The 17,161-nt window shown below is 65.5% G+C and carries 16 protein-coding genes; 9 read left to right on the top strand and 7 right to left on the bottom strand.

Translation table 11 applies throughout. The features are described from left to right. The first annotated feature begins 67 nt into the window (after positions 1-67). Entirely contained in the window at positions 68-784 is a 717-nt protein-coding gene (locus AC51GT_RS25480) for an ABC transporter ATP-binding protein (RefSeq protein WP_496327211.1), read from the top strand. Continuing rightward, the gene (locus tag AC51GT_RS25475) at positions 784-1,539 is read left to right on the top strand and encodes an ABC transporter permease (protein WP_496330548.1); all 756 of its coding nucleotides are present in this window, start codon (positions 784-786) and stop codon (positions 1,537-1,539) included. The genes AC51GT_RS25480 and AC51GT_RS25475 overlap by 1 nt, the downstream gene beginning before the upstream one ends. Positions 1,540-1,550: 11 nt before the next feature. On the opposite strand, the gene AC51GT_RS25470 is transcribed toward AC51GT_RS25475, so the two are convergent. Further along, positions 1,551-3,098: a PucR family transcriptional regulator gene (locus AC51GT_RS25470; protein ID WP_496327213.1), complete on the bottom strand. Its 1,548-nt coding sequence runs from the start codon at positions 3,096-3,098 to the stop codon at positions 1,551-1,553. Between the two features lie 220 nt (positions 3,099-3,318). Here AC51GT_RS25470 and AC51GT_RS25465 point away from each other — a divergent pair, with 220 nt between their 5' ends. The 5 genes from AC51GT_RS25465 to AC51GT_RS25445 all read left to right on the top strand — a co-directional run bounded on the left by AC51GT_RS25465 (position 3,319) and on the right by AC51GT_RS25445 (position 9,298). Next, on the top strand, positions 3,319-4,128 hold the full coding sequence (locus AC51GT_RS25465) for an ABC transporter ATP-binding protein (RefSeq protein WP_496327214.1): 810 nt from the start codon (positions 3,319-3,321) through the stop codon (positions 4,126-4,128). Next, the gene (add, locus tag AC51GT_RS25460) at positions 4,125-5,195 is read left to right on the top strand and encodes an adenosine deaminase (RefSeq protein ID WP_496330547.1); all 1,071 of its coding nucleotides are present in this window, start codon (positions 4,125-4,127) and stop codon (positions 5,193-5,195) included. The genes AC51GT_RS25465 and add overlap by 4 nt, the downstream gene beginning before the upstream one ends. 7 nt (positions 5,196-5,202) lie before the next feature. Next, positions 5,203-6,792: an ABC transporter permease gene (locus AC51GT_RS25455; RefSeq protein WP_496327216.1), complete on the top strand. Its 1,590-nt coding sequence runs from the start codon at positions 5,203-5,205 to the stop codon at positions 6,790-6,792. A 54-nt stretch (positions 6,793-6,846) separates the two neighbouring features. Continuing rightward, positions 6,847-7,875: an ABC transporter substrate-binding protein gene (locus tag AC51GT_RS25450; RefSeq protein ID WP_496330546.1), complete on the top strand. Its 1,029-nt coding sequence runs from the start codon at positions 6,847-6,849 to the stop codon at positions 7,873-7,875. An 82-nt stretch (positions 7,876-7,957) separates the two neighbouring features. Next, entirely contained in the window at positions 7,958-9,298 is a 1,341-nt protein-coding gene (locus tag AC51GT_RS25445) for an amidohydrolase family protein (RefSeq protein ID WP_496327218.1), read from the top strand. Between the two features lie 47 nt (positions 9,299-9,345). On the opposite strand, the gene pheT is transcribed toward AC51GT_RS25445, so the two are convergent. From pheT to infC, 6 genes are all read right to left on the bottom strand, one after another. Then, complete coding sequence (gene pheT / locus AC51GT_RS25440; protein WP_496330545.1) at positions 9,346-11,823, bottom strand: phenylalanine--tRNA ligase subunit beta; 2,478 nt, start codon at positions 11,821-11,823, stop codon at positions 9,346-9,348. A gap of 33 nt (positions 11,824-11,856) precedes the next feature. Next, positions 11,857-12,888 (bottom strand): phenylalanine--tRNA ligase subunit alpha, encoded by a 1,032-nt coding sequence (pheS, locus tag AC51GT_RS25435; RefSeq protein WP_496327220.1) that lies wholly within the window; start codon positions 12,886-12,888, stop codon positions 11,857-11,859. Between the two features lie 66 nt (positions 12,889-12,954). Beyond that, on the bottom strand, positions 12,955-13,776 hold the full coding sequence (locus AC51GT_RS25430) for a TrmH family RNA methyltransferase (protein WP_496327280.1): 822 nt from the start codon (positions 13,774-13,776) through the stop codon (positions 12,955-12,957). Between the two features lie 17 nt (positions 13,777-13,793). Further along, on the bottom strand, positions 13,794-14,174 hold the full coding sequence (gene rplT, locus AC51GT_RS25425; RefSeq protein ID WP_331879940.1) for a 50S ribosomal protein L20: 381 nt from the start codon (positions 14,172-14,174) through the stop codon (positions 13,794-13,796). A 63-nt stretch (positions 14,175-14,237) separates the two neighbouring features. Further along, positions 14,238-14,432: a 50S ribosomal protein L35 gene (gene rpmI, locus AC51GT_RS25420; RefSeq protein WP_495515901.1), complete on the bottom strand. Its 195-nt coding sequence runs from the start codon at positions 14,430-14,432 to the stop codon at positions 14,238-14,240. 36 nt (positions 14,433-14,468) lie between these two features. Then, a complete protein-coding gene (infC, locus tag AC51GT_RS25415; protein ID WP_496327281.1) occupies positions 14,469-15,101 on the bottom strand; it encodes a translation initiation factor IF-3 in 633 nt (210 codons plus the stop codon). A gap of 361 nt (positions 15,102-15,462) precedes the next feature. Here infC and AC51GT_RS25410 point away from each other — a divergent pair, with 361 nt between their 5' ends. Together AC51GT_RS25410 and AC51GT_RS25405 are read left to right on the top strand one after the other, a co-directional pair. After that, a complete protein-coding gene (locus AC51GT_RS25410; RefSeq protein WP_496330544.1) occupies positions 15,463-15,813 on the top strand; it encodes a DUF1844 domain-containing protein in 351 nt (116 codons plus the stop codon). Positions 15,814-16,085: 272 nt separating this feature from the next. Further along, the gene (locus tag AC51GT_RS25405) at positions 16,086-17,141 is read left to right on the top strand and encodes an IS110 family RNA-guided transposase (RefSeq protein WP_496323328.1); all 1,056 of its coding nucleotides are present in this window, start codon (positions 16,086-16,088) and stop codon (positions 17,139-17,141) included. The last annotated feature ends 20 nt before the right edge of the window (positions 17,142-17,161 follow it).

Below are 17,161 nucleotides of genomic sequence, written 5' to 3'. Positions count from 1 at the left end.
GTTAATTCACAAGCGGGTCCCTGCGCTTCACCGGCGGACCGGGTGCGCGACGCGGTAAGACTGAACGGTGACCCCGTCCGCAGCGATCATCGCGCAGTCGCTTGTGGTCAAGCGAGGCGGCAAACCGGTCCTGCACCACCTGGATCTCACGGTACCCGCGGGATCCATCACCGGGCTTCTCGGTCCGTCGGGCTGCGGCAAGACCACCCTGATGCGCGCCATCGTCGGCACCCAGCAGATCGAGTCCGGCTCGGTGACCGTCCTCGAGCAGCCGGCCGGCACCGCGGCGCTGCGACATCTGGTCGGCTACGTCACGCAGGCCCCGTCGGTTTACACCGACCTGACCGTCGAGCAGAACGTGGCGTACTTCGCCGACCTCTACGGCAACCGGGCCGGCGTGGGCAGCGCCATCGACGCGGTCGGTCTGAACGAGTTCCGCACGCACAAGACGCGGCACCTGTCGGGCGGTCAGGTCAGTCGCGTCTCGATCGCCTGCGCACTGGTCGGCTCCCCGACGCTGCTGATCCTCGACGAGCCGACCGTGGGCCTCGATCCGATCCTGCGTGAAGACCTGTGGAACCGTTTTCACGCGCTGGCCGATGCCGGTGCGACCTTACTGGTGTCGAGTCACGTGATGGACGAGGCAGACCGCTGCGACAACCTGATCCTGATGCGGGAGGGACGGATGGTCGCCGAACTGACACCGGACGAGCTCCGAGAACGCACCGGCCAGACCAACCTGGAAACCGCATTCCTTCGGCTGATCACCAAGGGATCGCGCTGATGCACCGGCGTCCGTTCGTGTCCACCACGCGACGCATCCTCCGGCAACTGCTGGACGACCGCCGCACCGTCGCTCTGATCCTCGTGGTGCCGTGCGTCCTGATGGTGTTGCTGTACTACATGTTCGAGGACCAGGCCGGCCGGATCCCGGGGACCTCACGCTTCGACGAGATCGGGATCATCATGCTCGGCATCCTGCCGTTCGTGTTGATGTTCATCACCACGTCGATCGCCATGGTCCGGGAACGCACGTCCGGCACGCTTGAACGCCTACTGACCACACCGCTGGGCAAACTCGACCTGCTCGCCGGGTACGGGGCCGCCTTTTCCATCGCCGCCGCGGCGCAAGCACTGCTCGCCAGTGCCGTGGCCTTCTGGATCCTCGACCTCGACATCGCCGGCCATGCCATCTGGGTGGTCGTGATCGCCGTACTGGTCGCGATCCTCGGGGTGGCATCGGGACTGTTCTTCTCGGCATTCGCCCGCACCGAATTTCAGGCCGTGCAGTTCATCCCGGTGGTGGTCATACCCCAGCTCCTGCTGTGCGGACTGTTCGTGCCACGCGATCAGATGGCTTCCTGGCTCGACTGGATCAGCAGGATCCTGCCGGTCACCTATGCCGTCGACGCACTGCAGCAGGTCGCGGCGCACCCCGGACCCACCGGCCAGATGTGGCGCGATCTGCTTGTCGTGCTCGCCTTTTCGATCGTCGCCCTGTGCCTGGGTGCGGCCACCCTGCGTCGTACCACGGCCTGAGGCCGCGCCCCTCACTCGGCAATACTGAGCGCAAGGACGAAATCGACCCTGTCGTGCAGCGTCGCCAGACTTCGCTCGGTCAGTTTCTCGACCCGCTGCAGCCGATATCGCAACGTGTTGACGTGGATGTGCAGCCGTTCGGCGCTGCGGCTCCACGACCCCGACTCCTCGAGAAACACCTGCAGTGTGGGAAGCAGGTCGGTCCGGTGACGTTCGTCGTGTTCGGCGATGACGCCGACCAGCCGTCGCCGGAAGACCCGCTTGATCTCCTCCGGCACCGCAGCCACCAGCAGCAGATGCGACGACAGGGAATTGTTGTCCGCGAACCTGATCGGTCCACTGCCCTGAGTCGCGTACCGGTGGGTGTACTCGGCCTCGCTCATCGACACCCGGGCACCTTCGGGCAGCTGCCCGGGGGTACCCGTGCCGATGGCCACGTACCCACGATCCAGCAGCGGACTGAGCCGCTGCGCGATCGAACGAACCTGCGCGGAAAGGCTGTTCGCCGCCTCGGACGTCAGCTCCGGATCGACGCCTACGAACATCAGGAATGCCTCTGAAGGCAGTTTCACCGGAGCGGTCGACAGCGGCATCTCGTCGTGCAATTCCTCGAGGATGACACCGGCCAATTCGGTTCCGTAGCGGGTGTCCCGAGAACTCACCACGATGCAACTGACCGGTGCGTCGCCGTCGAAGCCCAGACTCCGGAACTGGCTGTGGGCGCCGGCCGAGTCATGCCGCTGCAATCGGGCCAGCACTTCCCGGACCATGCGCTCCTCGAGCCGCCGCGATTCATATCTGGTGGACCGGTCCATCGCGAGCAGTGCACAGACCTCCTCGACCGCGGCGGACATCCACGGCGCCTGGGTGCGGTGGTCACTTGCGATGGCCACATAGGCGACAGCCGGGCGCCGGGCCACCGGCGATCCGACCGCGAAGAAGGAGACGTCCTCCTGATCGCCGACACGCTGGGCCGAGGGGAACGTCCACTCGTTCAGCGCCTTTCGGAAGGCATCGGCCAACTGGGCAGGTCCGGTTCCGGTCAGCCCACCGGCCACCATTCGGCCCGTCGCGGTGATCACCGCACAATCGACACCCAGCGCCCGGCGAAGCGAGGCGACCAATCCACTCGGCCCCTCCCCGGATGCTAGGTCCGCCACCAGATCGCGGTGCAGCGTCAGCTTTCCCGCCGCGCCGGCCAGCACCCGCATCACGGTTTCGGTCAGGAAGCGGAACGACACGGCGCCCTCGACCGCGAACAGCGCCAGCCCGGCCTCTTCGCAGGCCCGGACCAGAGGTGGCGGCACCTCACCGATCGCGGCCAGACCCACCACCAGAGCAGTGGCATGACCACCGGTCAAGGCGCCCACAAAGGTCTGGGCGTCGGCCGGTTCCCGGTACCACAGCCCACTGGTCAGCACCAGTTCCCCGCCATAGAGGAACGCCAACGGATCTCCGAGATCGGTGGTGTAGACACCGTGGACCTGAGGATCGCCCTCGCCGGCCACCACCTCGATGAAATCGAGATCGGGAATGGTGGCTATATCCGACAACCGCACCGCGCAACCCCTTTCGCACCGACATGTGATCAGTACCTCAGCCGACGCCAACGAGTTGTTACGCCCAGGAAACCACTTTAAATCAGCTTGGAGATTCCTACTACTCGACGCGACTCGAGGCCCACCGTTTTCGGTGAATCGTCCATGTCGGGGCGCGCGTGCGTGGACTTGACTGTTGACACAGCCCACGCGCCGCCATCAGGTACACAGAGGAGAAGTCATGAACGCTCGAAGTCCCGAAACGGGTTTTCGCGCAACCGGTATCGACCTCGCAGGAGTGTCGAAGCGGTTCACGATGAAGCGGCAGCAGGTGACCGCTCTCGACAATGTGAGCCTGCAGACCGACCGGGGAAGCTTCGTCTCCCTGCTCGGGCCGTCTGGCTGTGGCAAGTCGACCATCCTGCGCCTGCTCGCCGACCTCGAGTCCCCCACCAGCGGATCGATCCTGGTCGACGGCCGAACACCGAACGAGCTTCGTAACGAACACATTCTGGGTGTGGCGTTCCAGGATTCGGCGCTGCTTCCCTGGCGCAGCGTCGAGGCCAACATCCGCGTTCCGCTCGAAGCCGCCGGAAAGCCGGTGTCACACAAAGAGGTCAGCGATCTGATCAAACTCGTCGGACTGGACGGTTTCGAAGGCGCCAAGCCCGGCCAGCTCTCCGGCGGTATGCGGCAGCGGGTGTCGATCGCACGCGCGCTCATCCTCAAACCCATGGTCCTGTTGCTCGACGAACCGTTCGGTGCGCTCGACGACATGACCCGGCAACGCCTCAACACCGAACTCATGCGCATCTGGACCGAACGGCCGTCCACCACACTGATGGTCACCCACGGCATCTCCGAGGCGATCTACCTCTCCGATCGGGTGGCCGTGATGTCGGCGCGCCCGGGCCGGATCCAGCAGGTGATCGACATCGACCTGCCCCGTCCCCGAAAGCCGGAGATCATGCGGAGTCCGGAGTTCCGGAGTTACGTCGAACAGGCATCCGACCTCCTGTTCGCACCACCGGCGGAGTCGGTGCAACGATGACCACAGCAACCACGCCCCTGACCGCCGGTGTGATGCGCCGGCTGCCCAAAGCCGAAGTCCACGTTCACCTCGAGGGCTGCTTCGACGTCGCCGACCTCGTCCAGTCCGCGCGCGAACTCGGCGTCGGCCTACCAGGACCGGCCGCAACACTTTTCGACACCTCCACCCATCACGTCGAGCGTGATCCGCAGGGTGCTGCCGTCAAGGGCATGGGCGTCGGCACCTTTCTGCAGTTCCTGGACTGGGAGGGATCACTGGTCCGGACCCATGAACACCTCGCGAGCGCCGCGTACCGCGCCTGCGCACGAGAGAGCGCCTCGGGTGTCCGGTACGCGGACATCATCGTCAACCCCACCCACTGGGGTAGCTGGCAGGGACGGCTGACCGACTTCACCCGAGCCATCGCCGAGGGTTTCGACGAAGCCGCCCGCGACGGCCTGTGCGAGGCCAACCTCTGTGTCTCCCTGTTGCGTCAGCAGTCCGCAGAGTCGGCGATCGAGGTGGTCGAAGAGATGATCCGCGCGCGTGTCCCCCGGGTTGTCGCACTCTCGATCGACGGCGATGAAACCCATGCCGGCGACACCAACGCGAAGTTCGCACCCGCCTTCACCCTCGCCCGCGACGCCGGATTCCGGCGCACGGTGCATACCGGCGAATCCAGTGGCCCGGAAAGCGTCTGGGGTGCACTGGATCTGCTCCACGCCGAACGGATCGACCACGGGGTCCGGTCCATCGAGGACCCACGGCTGGTCGAGGTACTCGCCGAACGTGAGATCCCGCTGGGGATGTGCCCCCGCTCCAACGTCGAAGGACTGAAGGTGTATCCATCGTTGGACGTACATCCCATCGAGCCACTGCGTCTGGCCGGGGTCAAGGTCTCGATCAACACCGATGACCCGGCGCCGATGAGTGTTCGGATCGAGGATGACTACGCCGACTGTGCGCGCACATTCGGCTGGGATCTCGCCACGGTGAAATCCATCGCCGCGACGTCGATCCACGCCAGTTTCGCATCCGACGAGCTCAAGTCCCGCATGCTCGCCGACCTCGACGCTTTCGAAGGCTGAGGCCCACATGTCGACAACCCTGACCGCGCCGATCCCGCCGCGTCTGAACCTGACCGGCCTCCTGGCGAAGGTGAACGTACTAGCCCTCGGCAGCGTCATCGCCCTGGTCGTCGTATGGCAACTGCTCGCAAAGACGGTCTTCAGTGATGTCTACGCCATCGCCGCGCCCCTGGACATCTTGGCCACCGCAATCGACGACTTCGCTTTCGTCTGGCCGAACCTGCTGACCACCGCCGGCGAGGCGGGCTGGGGATGGTTGCTCGGAAACGCGATCGCCGTGACACTCGCGGGATTGTCACTACTCCTGCCGTGGACCCAGGCCATCGTGATGAGAGTCGGCGTGGTCGCGTATTGCCTTCCCATCGTCGCCATTTCGCCGATCCTGGTCGCGGTCACGACCCGATACATGTCGGTCGTGCTCATCTCCGCGCAAGGCGTTTTCTTCACCACGCTGGTCGGGGCCGTCCTCGGTCTGCACAGTGCATCGGCCACCCGGGTGGACGTCATCCGGGCGGCGGGTGGTGGACGCGGAAAAGTCCTGCGGATGGTCCAGATCCGGTCGGCCGTACCGGCCCTGTTCGCCGCGCTCCGCGTCGCCGCACCCCTGGCGGTCCTCGGCGCGATGATCGGTGAGTATCTGGGCGCGGACAAGGGACTCGGCGTCGCGATGGTCTACTCGCAGCAGTCACTCGACGTCGACCGCACCTGGGCCCTGGCGCTGTACGCCGCCCTGCTCGCCGCCGGTGCCTACGGGCTGACCGTGCTCGCCGAGAAACTCGTCTACACGTGGCGGGATCAGGAGACCGTCTCCGATATCTCGGTGGCCTCCGCGCCTCAGGTGACCAAGTCCCGAAACATGATGGGCGTCGTATCGCAGTTCGCGGTGACTTTGGTGCTGGTCTTGGGTGGCTGGTACCTGATCGCGCGATCGGTCGACCCCTACTTCGGGAAGACACCGGTGGATGTCTGGAACTACCTGACCTCCGGCCGAGATCTGTCGGACATGTGGGCGGCGTTGCGGCTCACCATCGTCCACACGGTGGTCGGATTCGCCAGCGGCCTGGGACTGGCGCTGATCGGCGCCGTTGTCGTCGTCCTGTCCCGCACCGCGGAGTCGATCATCATGCCGATCGCCATGTCGATCCGCACCGTCCCGCTCGTGGCGATGACCCCATTGATCGCGCTGATCTTCGGGCGCGGGTTCATCACCTTGATCGTGGTGTCCGGCGTCGTGACGTTCTTTCCGGCACTGGTGACGATCGTCGGCGGTATCCGGTCCGTCCCGCCCAGCGCCCGCGAGGTGGTGTCGGTTTCCGGCGGCGGTCCGGTGAAAGTGCTGTGGATAGTCCAGCTTCCGGCCGCCCTGCCGTCGTTCTTTGCCGCCGCACGCGTCACCGCACCGCTGGCGATGACCGGTGCACTCCTGTGCGAGTGGCTCGCCACCGGGGACGGAGCCGGCTTCATGATGCTCAGAGCCGGTGTGAGCGGCAACTATTCACTGATGTGGACACTGGTTGCCCTTGTCACCCTGTCCGCGGCAGCGCTCTACGGGATCGCGGCACTGGCCGAGAGCGCCATCAATCGCATTCGAACCTGATCCCTCCCACATCTTCTCGACCACGGTCAACCCTCTCGCAACCAGGAGTTCCCCATGCCGTTTTCACCTTTGTCCGCACCGATCAGCCGCCGGTCACTCTTCAGCGGCGGTCTCGGTATCGGCGCCACCGCTCTCGTCGGTATCCCGATCCTCAGTGCCTGCGGGTCGGATTCCACATCGCCGGGCGACGGCAGCGTCTCGGCCCAAACCGGCTGGGTACCAACGGTCGAGCAAGCCGGAACCTATATCGCCGCGAGCAACGGCTACTTCACGTCCCGGGGCGTCGACGTCAACATCCTCGCCGGCGGACCCAACACGGCTGTGGACACGGTGGTCGTGTCGGGCAAGGCGGCACTCGGGAACGGCTACGCGGACGCGGTGGCCCAGATGATCAACAACGGCGCGGACGTCAAGATCATCGCGACCCGTTTCCAGCGCAGTCCGTTCTGTGTGTACTCACTCCAGGACAAGGCCCTGACCGAACCGAAGCAGATGGTCGGCAAGAAGATCGGCGTCGCGGCGCAGAACGAGGCGCCGTTCCGCGTCCTGTGCGCGATCAACGACATCGACGTCGACGATCTGGACATCGTGCCGGTGCAGTTCGACCCGGCGCCGACCGCGAACGGTGAGGTCGACGCACAGGTCGGCTTCCTCATCGACCAGCCGGCCACGCTGCGGGCCCAAGGCCTCGACGTCAACACGATGTTTTTCTCGGACTTCGGTTACCAGGCCTTCTCGAGCGTCTGGTTCGCCACCACGGAAACCATCGAGAACCGGTCCGACATGCTCGTCTCGTTCCTCGGCGGCGAGCGGCAGGGCTGGCAGGAAAATCTCGAGGACCCGACGCTCGGCGCCCGGCTCGCCGTGGAGGTGTACGGCAAGAACACCGGCCTGGACCTCGCCCAGCAGACCCTCGCCTCGGAAAGCATCGAGGCACTGATGGTCAGTCCAGAGGTTCCCGCGGCCGACCTCCTGACGATGACCGACGCCCAGATCGCCGGCAACATCGCCACACTCAAGTCTGCCGGAATCGACATCTCCGCCGATCAGCTGTTCGACACCAGCATCTTGGCCCGGTTGTGAGTTTCGACCACCGCCCCGGCCGGGAGATCACCGGCGAGCGCATCCAGCACACACCAGCACATGAGAACACCAGGAGCCCGGCATGATCCAGCAGGCCGACATCGCCATCACCGGAACCACCGTGATCATGCCGGACGGTATGGATCCATTGGTCGACCACACGGTCCTGGTGGCCGACGGGCTGATCTCGGGTCTGGTGCCCGCCTCGACACCCGTGCAGGCGGCAAGGGTGATCGACGGGACCCACTCTGCGGTACTACCCGGGATGGTCAACGCGCACACCCACATCGCGTCGAACATGTTGCTGCGCGGATTGCTCGAGGACACCGAGCTGTTCGCTTGGCTCGACACCATGTGGCGGCTCAAGCAGAACTTCGACCACGAGACCCTCTACTGGGCGTCGATGTGCGGGCTGGTCGAGATGGCCAAGGCCGGGATCACCTGTTTCAACGAACATTTCGACGCCTACGCGGTGACGCCACAGGCGCGGGCCCTGCGCGAGGTGGGCCTGCGGGCCACGCTCGGTTACGGGTTCGCCGACGGCGGGGTCTACCGCGATGTCGGTCCGTGGTCCTGGGCGGCGGTCGAGGACTTCGACGCCGCGACCGCACCGGTGTCCGGGCTCATCGATGATCGCGTCCGCCTGGCGCTCTCCCCCCATGCGCCGTACTCGTGCAGTGGTCCACTCTGGCAAGCGATCCGAACTCTGGCCGATGAACGGTCACTGCCGATCCACACCCACATCGCCGAGGGCCTGAACGAGAGTGCCTACATGGCCTCGACCTACGGTCGCACCACCGTCGAATGGCTCGACGACCTCGGCTTCCTGGGGCCCGACATCACCGCCGCACACTGCACTCAATTGACCGCAGGCGACATTGCTCTGTTCGCCGAACACGGGGTCAAGGTGGCCCACTGTCCTTGCTGCAACGCAAAACTGGTGTCCGGCACGATGGATTTGAAGGGGCTGTGGTCGGCCGGGGTCACCGTCGGCCTCGGCACCGATGGACCGGCGAGTCAGAACACCCTGGATATGTTCGGGGAGATGAAGTTCGCCGCCGTCACCCACAAACAGTCCACGGCCGATCCCACGTTCCTGACCACCCGCGAGGTGCTGACCATGGCCACGGAGCGGTCGGCGATCGCGATGCATCGACCCGAGTTGGGTGCGATCCGGGTCGGGGCGCCTGCCGATCTGGTTGTCGTCGACCTCGACCGCCCGCACGTGGCACCGGTCTACGACGTCGAGGCGGCCCTGGTCTACAGCACCCGCGCCGACGACGTCACGCACACCATCGTCGGCGGCGAGTTCGTCGTCGACAACGGTGAGGTCATCGGGGTCGACGAAGCACAGGTGGTCGCGAAGTTCCGAGAAAGCGCACTGCGCCTTCGTGATCGGTCACAACCCACCGGTCCACGCTGACCCGCCCGTCCACCATCTCTCCGGTGGTGTGGGCGCACCCCCCGCCGTCAGCCCCGCATCACGGCGCCGACGGTCAACGTCGCATGAGCCAGCGCGGCGTCGCGGCCGGCGGTGGCCTCGTCCTCGGTCAGCGTGCGGTCGTCGGCGCGAAAACGCAGTGAGAACGTGAGCGACTTCTTGCCCTCACCGACCTGCTCGCCGGTGAAGACATCGAACAGGACGATGCTCTCGAGCAACTGTCCGGCTCCGGCCTCCAGCGCGGAGCGCACGTCCTCGGCGGCCACATCGTCATCGACGACCACCGCGAGATCCTGCAGGACCGGCGGGTACGGCGAAATCCGCGGGGAAACAAGGTCATTGTTCACCGGGACGGCGTCGAGGTCGATCTCCAGCGCCAGCGAGCGCGGCGGCAGGTGCAACTTCTCCAACACCGCCGGGTGCAGTTCACCGGCCCAGCCGACCACTGCGTCGTCGGCGAGGATCTCACCGCAACGACCCGGATGCCAGGGCACCTGCGCGGCGGACCGCAGTTTCAGCTCGACTCCGGCGGCCTGTCCGATGATCGCCACCGCGTCGAAGATGTCGGTGGTGTCGGCTGTACGTCCCTTGCCCCACGGCCCGGCCGGCTCACGCAGACCGGTCAGCACCGCCGCGACGTGCAGCGGCTGGGCCGGAAGCGATTCGACCAGCTCGGCGATCTGTTCCGCAGTCGGCCGCCGGTCCACGGGCAGCGCATCGATCGGGCGGACGTTCTGTCCACCCAGCACCACCTGGCCGATGGTGTACATCGACAGATCACGTTGTCCCCGAGCAATATTGCGGCCGACCATCTCGAGCAGTCCGGGCAGCAACGTGGTGTTCAGCTCGGGGCGGTCGGCCTCGAGCGGATTGAGCACCCTGACCGTGGCCCGACGCGGATCGTCGGCGGGCAGATTCCAGAGGTCGAAGACGCCGGCGGGCATGAACGGGTACGGCAAGACCTCCACGTACCCCGACAACGCCAGGCTGCGTCCGACACTGCGGCGACGGAGCTGACCCTGGGTCAGGCCTCGTCCACCGGGCGCCTTGGGGAGCACGACGGGAATGTTCTCGTAGCCCTCCAGACGCAGCACCTCCTCGACGAGGTCGGCACTCAGACGCAGATCCGGCCGCCAGCTCGGCGGGGTGACGGTGAGCATGTCGCCCGCCGGTTCCACCGAGCAACCGACCTGGACCAGACGCCGCTGCGCGGTGCCGACCGGGTAGTCGATCCCGGCGGTATCCGACGGAGCCCGCTCCGACATCAGCACGGACACCGCAGGTGCCACCGAACCGGCGTCGGTGTAGGTGGAATCAACGGTGCCACCGCAGATCTCGGCGAGCAGCGAGGCTGCGCGCAGAAGCGCGATGTCGGTGACCTCTGGGTCGACGACCCGCTCGAAGCGCTTGCTGGCCTCGCTGGTGAGTCGGTGGCGCTTGGCGGTCCGGAACACCGCGACCGGGTTGAACGTCGCCGATTCCAGCAGCACATCGGTGCTCTGCGCGTTGATCTCGGTGGCACCGCCGCCCATGACACCGGCCAGGGCGATCGGACCGGTGTTGTCGGTGATGACAACGTCTTCCGGATCCAGATCCCGCACCACGTCGTCCAGGGTGGTCAGCTTCTCCCCCGCGATCGCCCGGCGCACCCGGATGTCACCGGAGAGCTTGGCGGCGTCGAAGGCGTGCAACGGCTGACCGAGTTCGAGCATCACGTAGTTGGTGATGTCCACCGCCGCCGAAATCGGTCGCACGCCGGACAGCATGAGCCGCTTGACCATCCACCACGGGGTCGGGGCGGACGGGTCGATACCGCGCACCACCAGCGCGCAATACCGGGTGGCTCCGGACTCCGGATCGAGGTGCACGGTCGGGCCCGACTCGCCGGCCGTGGTCGGCAGCACCGGCGCTGTCGCCGGATCGGCGAACGGCAGATCGAAGCTGCAGGCGAGCTCGCGGGACAGACCACGCGCCGAGAACGCGTAGCCGCGGTCCGGCGTGACATTGATGTCGATGATCGTGTCGTCGAGACCGAGCACCTCGCGTGCGTCGGCACCGGGTGTGGCGGTTTCGGGCGGCAGCACCAGGATGCCGCTGTGATCGTTGCCGACACCCAACTCGGTGACCGAACAGATCATCCCGTCGGACACCCGGCCGTACGTCGTGCGGGTCGCGATTGCGAAGCCACCGGGCAGCACGCAGCCCGGCAACGCCGCAACGATCAGGTCACCTTCGGTGAAGTTCCTTGCACCGCAGACGATGTCGCGGTCCTTGTCCTCACCCACGTCGACCTGGCAGAAGCGGATGGGCTTCTTGAACTCGGTGAGTTCTTCGATCCGGGTGACCCGGCCGACCACCAGCGGTCCGGTGATCTCCGGCAACGGTGTGATGTCTTCGATCTCGAATCCGACGCGAACAAAGGCCTCATCGATCTCGGCGGACGGCTTGGACCACCCAGGAGTGCCCTGTTGCAGGATCTCTGTCAGCCACGACTGCGCTAATTGCACTGGAAACTCAGCTCTTTCGTTGGTTCTGCGTACTCAGGCGCCGGGACCGAAGGGCACCGTGAAGCGGATGTCGCCCTCGACCATGTCGCGCATGTCGGGTAGGTCGTTGCGGAACTGCAGGGTCCGTTCCAGTCCCATCCCGAAAGCGAAACCGGAGTAGACGTCGGGATCGATCCCACTGGCGCGCAACACATTCGGATGGACCATGCCGCAGCCGCCCCATTCGACCCAGCCGGCGCCACCCTTCTTGCCGGCGAACCAGACGTCCACCTCTGCCGAGGGTTCGGTGAACGGGAAGTAGCTCGGACGCATCCGGGTGACCGTCTCGGGGCCGAACAGCGCCTTGGCGAAGTGGTCGAGGGTGCCCCGTAGATGCGCCATCGTCAGGCCCTTGTCCACGGCGAGGCCTTCGACCTGATGGAACACCGGGGTGTGGGTCGCATCGAGCTCGTCGGTCCGGAAGGTACGGCCCGGGCAGGCCACATAGATCGGCAGCTCGCGCGACAACATCGCGCGCACCTGCACCGGGGAGGTGTGCGTGCGCAGCACCTGCCGCGACTCGGGCGGTGCGATGTAGAAGGTGTCCTGCATCGACCGGGCCGGATGATCCGGCAGGAAGTTCAACGCATCGAAGTTGAAGTGCTCGGTCTCGACCTCGGGACCTTCGGCGATCTCCCAGCCCATCCCGACGAACACGTCGGCGACCTGGTCACCGATCACCGTGATCGGGTGGCGGGCGCCGGGTGTCCGGCGTGCGGTCGGCAGGGTGACGTCGATGGTCTCGGCGACCAGCACCGCGGCGTCGCGCTCGGCCGTCAGAACCGCGAGCCGGTCTTCGTAGGCCTTCTGCGCCTGCCCACGGGCAACGTTGACGAGCTTGCCGGCCTGCGCCTTCTGCTCCTTCGGCAACGCGCCGAGTTCGCGGCGGGCCAAGGCGATCGGCGAGCGGTCACCGAGGTGCTCGGTCTTGGCGGTTGCCAGCGCTGGCAGATCAACCGCGGCGGAAAATGCTGCGACGGCAGCGTCCACTGCGGTCGCCAGGCTCTGGCTGTCGACGTCGGCCACGGCTGTGTTGACTCCCTTGAATATGACTTCGTCGAGCTGAAGTACGTCTGATGGAACCGGCTTGGCTCACCTGCGAGGGTAGTCGACCGCTCGGGTGGCATCGGCGCTGGCATAGAGGCAGATCGCGGCCGCGGCAGCCAGGTTGAGGCTCTCCGCGCGACCATGGATCGGAATGGAGATCCGATGATCGGCCTGCGCCAGGATGTCGTCGGGCAGTCCGTGTGCCTCGTTGCCGAACAACCAGGCGGTCGGCCCGGCGAGCACGTCGCCGGCGTCCGGCAGGCTCAACTCGGCATCTCCCGCGGTGGCGCAGATCGCCACACCGGCCCGGCGCAGCGCGGCCAGGACCTCGTCGACACTGCGCTCCCGGGCGACCGGAACGTGGAACACACTGCCTGCGGTGGACCGCACACACTTGCCGTTGTGGGGATCGACACTGTCACCGGCCAGGATGACACCGTCGGCGCCCATTGCATCGGCGGTCCGGATGAGGGTGCCGGCGTTGCCCGGATCGGTCATCTCCACGGGCACCGCGAGCAGACGCGGGGTGGTGCTCAGCACGTCGGACATCGGCACGTCGACCAGATCGCACACGACGAACAACCCGGTGCTGGTGATGGTCTCGGCGAGCTTGTCGGCAGCACCCGAGGTGACGTGCAGGACCTCGACGCCGCCGGCCTGCGCCAGGCTCACCAGGTCGCCGTATCGGTCGAGGGCCTCATCGGTCGCGAGCAAGACCCGCGCGCGACGCGATGCGATGGCCGCGTCGACGGCGTTGAAACCTTCGGCCAGGAAACTACCCGCTTTACGCCGCGCCGCGGAACGGTGCAGCTTTGCATATGAAACAACCCGCGCCGAACGTTCGGTGAGAACGTCCGGCGCGGGGATGTTTATCTCGCCGCCGATTAGGCTGCGGGGGCGTTGACGTCAGCCGGCAGTGCCTTCTTGGCAACTGCGACCAGACCGGTGAATGCCTCGGGATCGCTCACGGCGATCTCGGCGAGGATCTTGCGGTCGACCTCGACACCAGCGATCTTCAGACCCTGGATGAAGCGGTTGTAGGTGATGTCATTGGCCCGCGCCGCAGCGTTGATTCGCGCAATCCACAGCTTGCGGAACTCACCCTTGCGAGCACGACGGTCGCGGTAGGCGTAGGTCAGCGAGTGCAGCTGCTGCTCTTTGGCCTTGCGGTAGAGACGCGAACGCTGTCCGCGGTAGCCCTTGGAAGCTTCCAGGGTCGAACGACGCTTCTTCTGGGCGTTTACCGCCCTTTTTACGCGTGCCATTGTTGATTTACCTCTTAGAATGTGGCGGCCGGGAACCGGCAGCGAGTGGTCTGGTGGGGAGCGTTAGATCTTCAGCAGGCGCTTGATGCGGGGCGCATCGTTCTCGGAGACGACAACGGTGCCATCGAGACGACGGGTCTGCTTGGAGGGCTTGTGCTCCATCAGGTGGCGACGGCCCGCACGCTGACGGACGATCTTGCCGCTACCGGTCACCTTGAAACGCTTAGCGGTTCCCTTGTGGGTTTTTGTCTTGGGCATGGGAATGCCTTTCTCTTCGTAACGCCTGTGGAGAGGTCAGCTCTCAGGGTTGGCGGCCGGAGCCGGTCCTGAATCTGCCGCAGGCTTGGTGGGTGCACTCTGCTGGGGTTGCGCTTTTGGTGCTTGAGCTTGCGCTTGTGCTTGCGCCTTGGTCTTGGCGCCCTTGTGCGGGGCCAGGACCATGGTCATGTTGCGGCCATCCTGCTTGGCGGAGGTCTCGACGAACCCGTACTCGCCTACGTCGGAGCCCAAACGCTGCAGCAGTCGGTAACCGAGTTCGGGGCGCGACTGCTCGCGGCCACGGAACATGATCGTCACCTTGACCTTCGACCCGGCTTCGAGGAAGCGGATGACGTGACCCTTTTTGGTCTCGTAATCGTGGTCGTCGATCTTGGGGCGGAGCTTCTGCTCCTTGATGACGGTCATCTGCTGGTTGCGACGCGATTCGCGCTGCTTCTGTGCCGCCTCGTATTTGAACTTGCCGTAGTCCATGATCTTGCAGACCGGCGGACGAGCATTCGGGGCCACCTCGACCAAGTCGAGATCGGCCTCGATTGCCAAGCGCAGGGCATCTTCCACGCGGACAATGCCTACCTGCTCCGAGTTGGGGCCGACAAGACGGACCTCGGGAACTCGGATGCGCTCATTGATACGAGTCTCAGTGCTGATGGGGCCTCCTCATTTGTGTCCGCGTACGAAGTGGTTCCTCGTGGCAGACGTTTTCGTCTCAGGTTGACCGCGGTAGCAACTGGTGAAACAGATCCTCAGCGAAAAGGCCCCGGATCGATGATGATCATCGACGGGGCCCACACCGACCGGCACATGTCACCTATCGCATCCCAGCGATCCCAGCCTTCAACCAGAAGACTCCCGGAGATATTCCGCTTTCGCGGCATCTCCGGCGACAAAACCGGACCGTTCAACCGTACAATTCTTCTTGCGAAGAGATCGACGTCGAGCGGTGGGAGTGTGAACTCCACTTGCAACCCCGGCGTGAACCAGGGCGGTCGTAGGTGAAAGTCTAACAGCCATGACGGAAAACCTGAATTCCGAGCCCGAAGTGCGCGACCTGGCCGAAATCCCGGCCATCGAAGTGATCACCCGAGCCGCGGTCATGCTGATGAGCGCTGCGGCCGAAAAACTCGGCCTGTCCGAGCAAGATCCGTCGAGCAGCCCGCACCTCGATCTCGACGAAGCCCGCAAACTGATCACCGCCCTCGCCGGCCTCATCCAGTCGTCGGTCGCCGACCTGGGCATCCACGCCTCCGCGCTGCGGGACGGCCTCAAGAGCCTGCAGCTCGCGTTCCGCGAGGCCAGCGCCCATCCCGACGAACCCGGCCAAGGTCCGGGAGAAAAGCAGACCGGCCCCGTCGCCGACTAGCCCCACTCCCCGATGATGTGCCCTCAGTGTGACTCTTGTGTTGCCGCCTGAGCGGTGGTTGGGTCCTGGTCACCTGGTGTTTGGCTCTTGATGTGCCTGCCGGCATCGCATTGATGCGCATGTCTGGTCTTGCAAAAGTTATGCCAACACCAGGTGGGAAGGACCGGCCGATGTGGCTTGATAGGAGCGTGGCAACGCCCCCAACTGAGGATTGCCCACCGACCGGCCCAACCGTCCCTGGTCCCTGTTTCTGAAATCAGGAGGCAACCACCATGGTTGTAGTTGGAGTCGATGTACACAAGAGCTCACACACATTTGTTGCCGTCGATCCCGTCGGCAAAAAGCTAGGCCAACTCACCGCCCCGGCCACCACCGCCGGCCATCATGCCGCGATGCGATGGGCCCACACCCAGTTCGGTACCGACCTGCTCTGGGGCATCGAAGACTGCCGACAGATGTCGACCCGCCTCGAACGCGACCTACTCACCGCCGGCCAGACCGCCGTGCGGGTACCCACCAAAATGATGGCCCACACCCGTGCCTCGGCACGTACCCGCGGCAAATCAGATCCCATCGACGCTCTGGCCGTCGCGCGGGCAGTGCTGCGCGAACCGAACCTGCCCGCCGCCGGCGCCGACCCCCGATCCCGCGAGATACGTCTACTAGTCGATCGACGCGAAGTGTTTGTCGCACAACGCACCTCAACAATCAACCGACTGCTGTGGCGAGTCCATGAAATCAACCCCGCCTACGCCCCCAAACCACGCTCGCTGAGCATGCACAAACACCAACAGATCCTCGCCGCACAGCTGGCCACCGAGACCGGACTGCTGGCCGACATCGCCCGCGAAGAACTCGACGAGATCATCTCCCTGACCACCCGGATCAACACCACGGCCACCGAGATCGGCAAACGAGTCCGCGAACTGGTTCCCTCGCTACTACAGCTACCCGGCTGCGGGGAACTCACCGCAGCCAAAATCGTCGGCGAAACCGCCGGCATCGCCCGCTTCCACTCGGCCGACGCCTACGCCAACTACGCCGGCACCGCCCCCATCCCGGTCTGGTCCGGCAACACCGCCGGCCGCGTCCGGCTACCGCGCTGCGGCAACCGACAACTCACCACCGCCCTGCACCGCATCGCCCTGACCCAAACCCGACTCGAAGACAGCGACGGCTACACCTACTACCGCAAACGCCGCGCCGCCGGCGACTCCACCACCGCAGCCCTCCGAGCACTCCGACGCCGCCTGGTCCGCACCGTCTATCAACGCCTGATCACCGACACTGCGCCCCAACCACGAGCCATTCAGACCGCCGCCGCTTGACATAGGAGCAACTTTTGGCG

This window comes from Williamsia sp. z34, from assembly GCF_059553395.1.
This window is presented reverse-complemented; position numbering and strand designations above follow the sequence as displayed.

Excerpts from the sequence above, each read along its gene's own strand:
- rplT (WP_331879940.1), bottom strand. The coding sequence starts at position 14,174 with ATGGCACGCGTAAAAAGGGCGGTAAACGCCCAGAAGAAGCGTCGTTCG.
- AC51GT_RS25455 (WP_496327216.1), top strand. The coding sequence starts at position 5,203 with ATGTCGACAACCCTGACCGCGCCGATCCCGCCGCGTCTGAACCTGACC.
- AC51GT_RS25465 (WP_496327214.1), top strand. The coding sequence starts at position 3,319 with ATGAACGCTCGAAGTCCCGAAACGGGTTTTCGCGCAACCGGTATCGAC.
- rpmI (WP_495515901.1), bottom strand. The coding sequence starts at position 14,432 with ATGCCCAAGACAAAAACCCACAAGGGAACCGCTAAGCGTTTCAAGGTG.
- AC51GT_RS25450 (WP_496330546.1), top strand. The coding sequence starts at position 6,847 with ATGCCGTTTTCACCTTTGTCCGCACCGATCAGCCGCCGGTCACTCTTC.
- AC51GT_RS25445 (WP_496327218.1), top strand. The coding sequence starts at position 7,958 with ATGATCCAGCAGGCCGACATCGCCATCACCGGAACCACCGTGATCATG.
- AC51GT_RS25475 (WP_496330548.1), top strand. The coding sequence starts at position 784 with ATGCACCGGCGTCCGTTCGTGTCCACCACGCGACGCATCCTCCGGCAA.
- AC51GT_RS25410 (WP_496330544.1), top strand. The coding sequence starts at position 15,463 with ATGACGGAAAACCTGAATTCCGAGCCCGAAGTGCGCGACCTGGCCGAA.
- AC51GT_RS25405 (WP_496323328.1), top strand. The coding sequence starts at position 16,086 with ATGGTTGTAGTTGGAGTCGATGTACACAAGAGCTCACACACATTTGTT.
- add (WP_496330547.1), top strand. The coding sequence starts at position 4,125 with ATGACCACAGCAACCACGCCCCTGACCGCCGGTGTGATGCGCCGGCTG.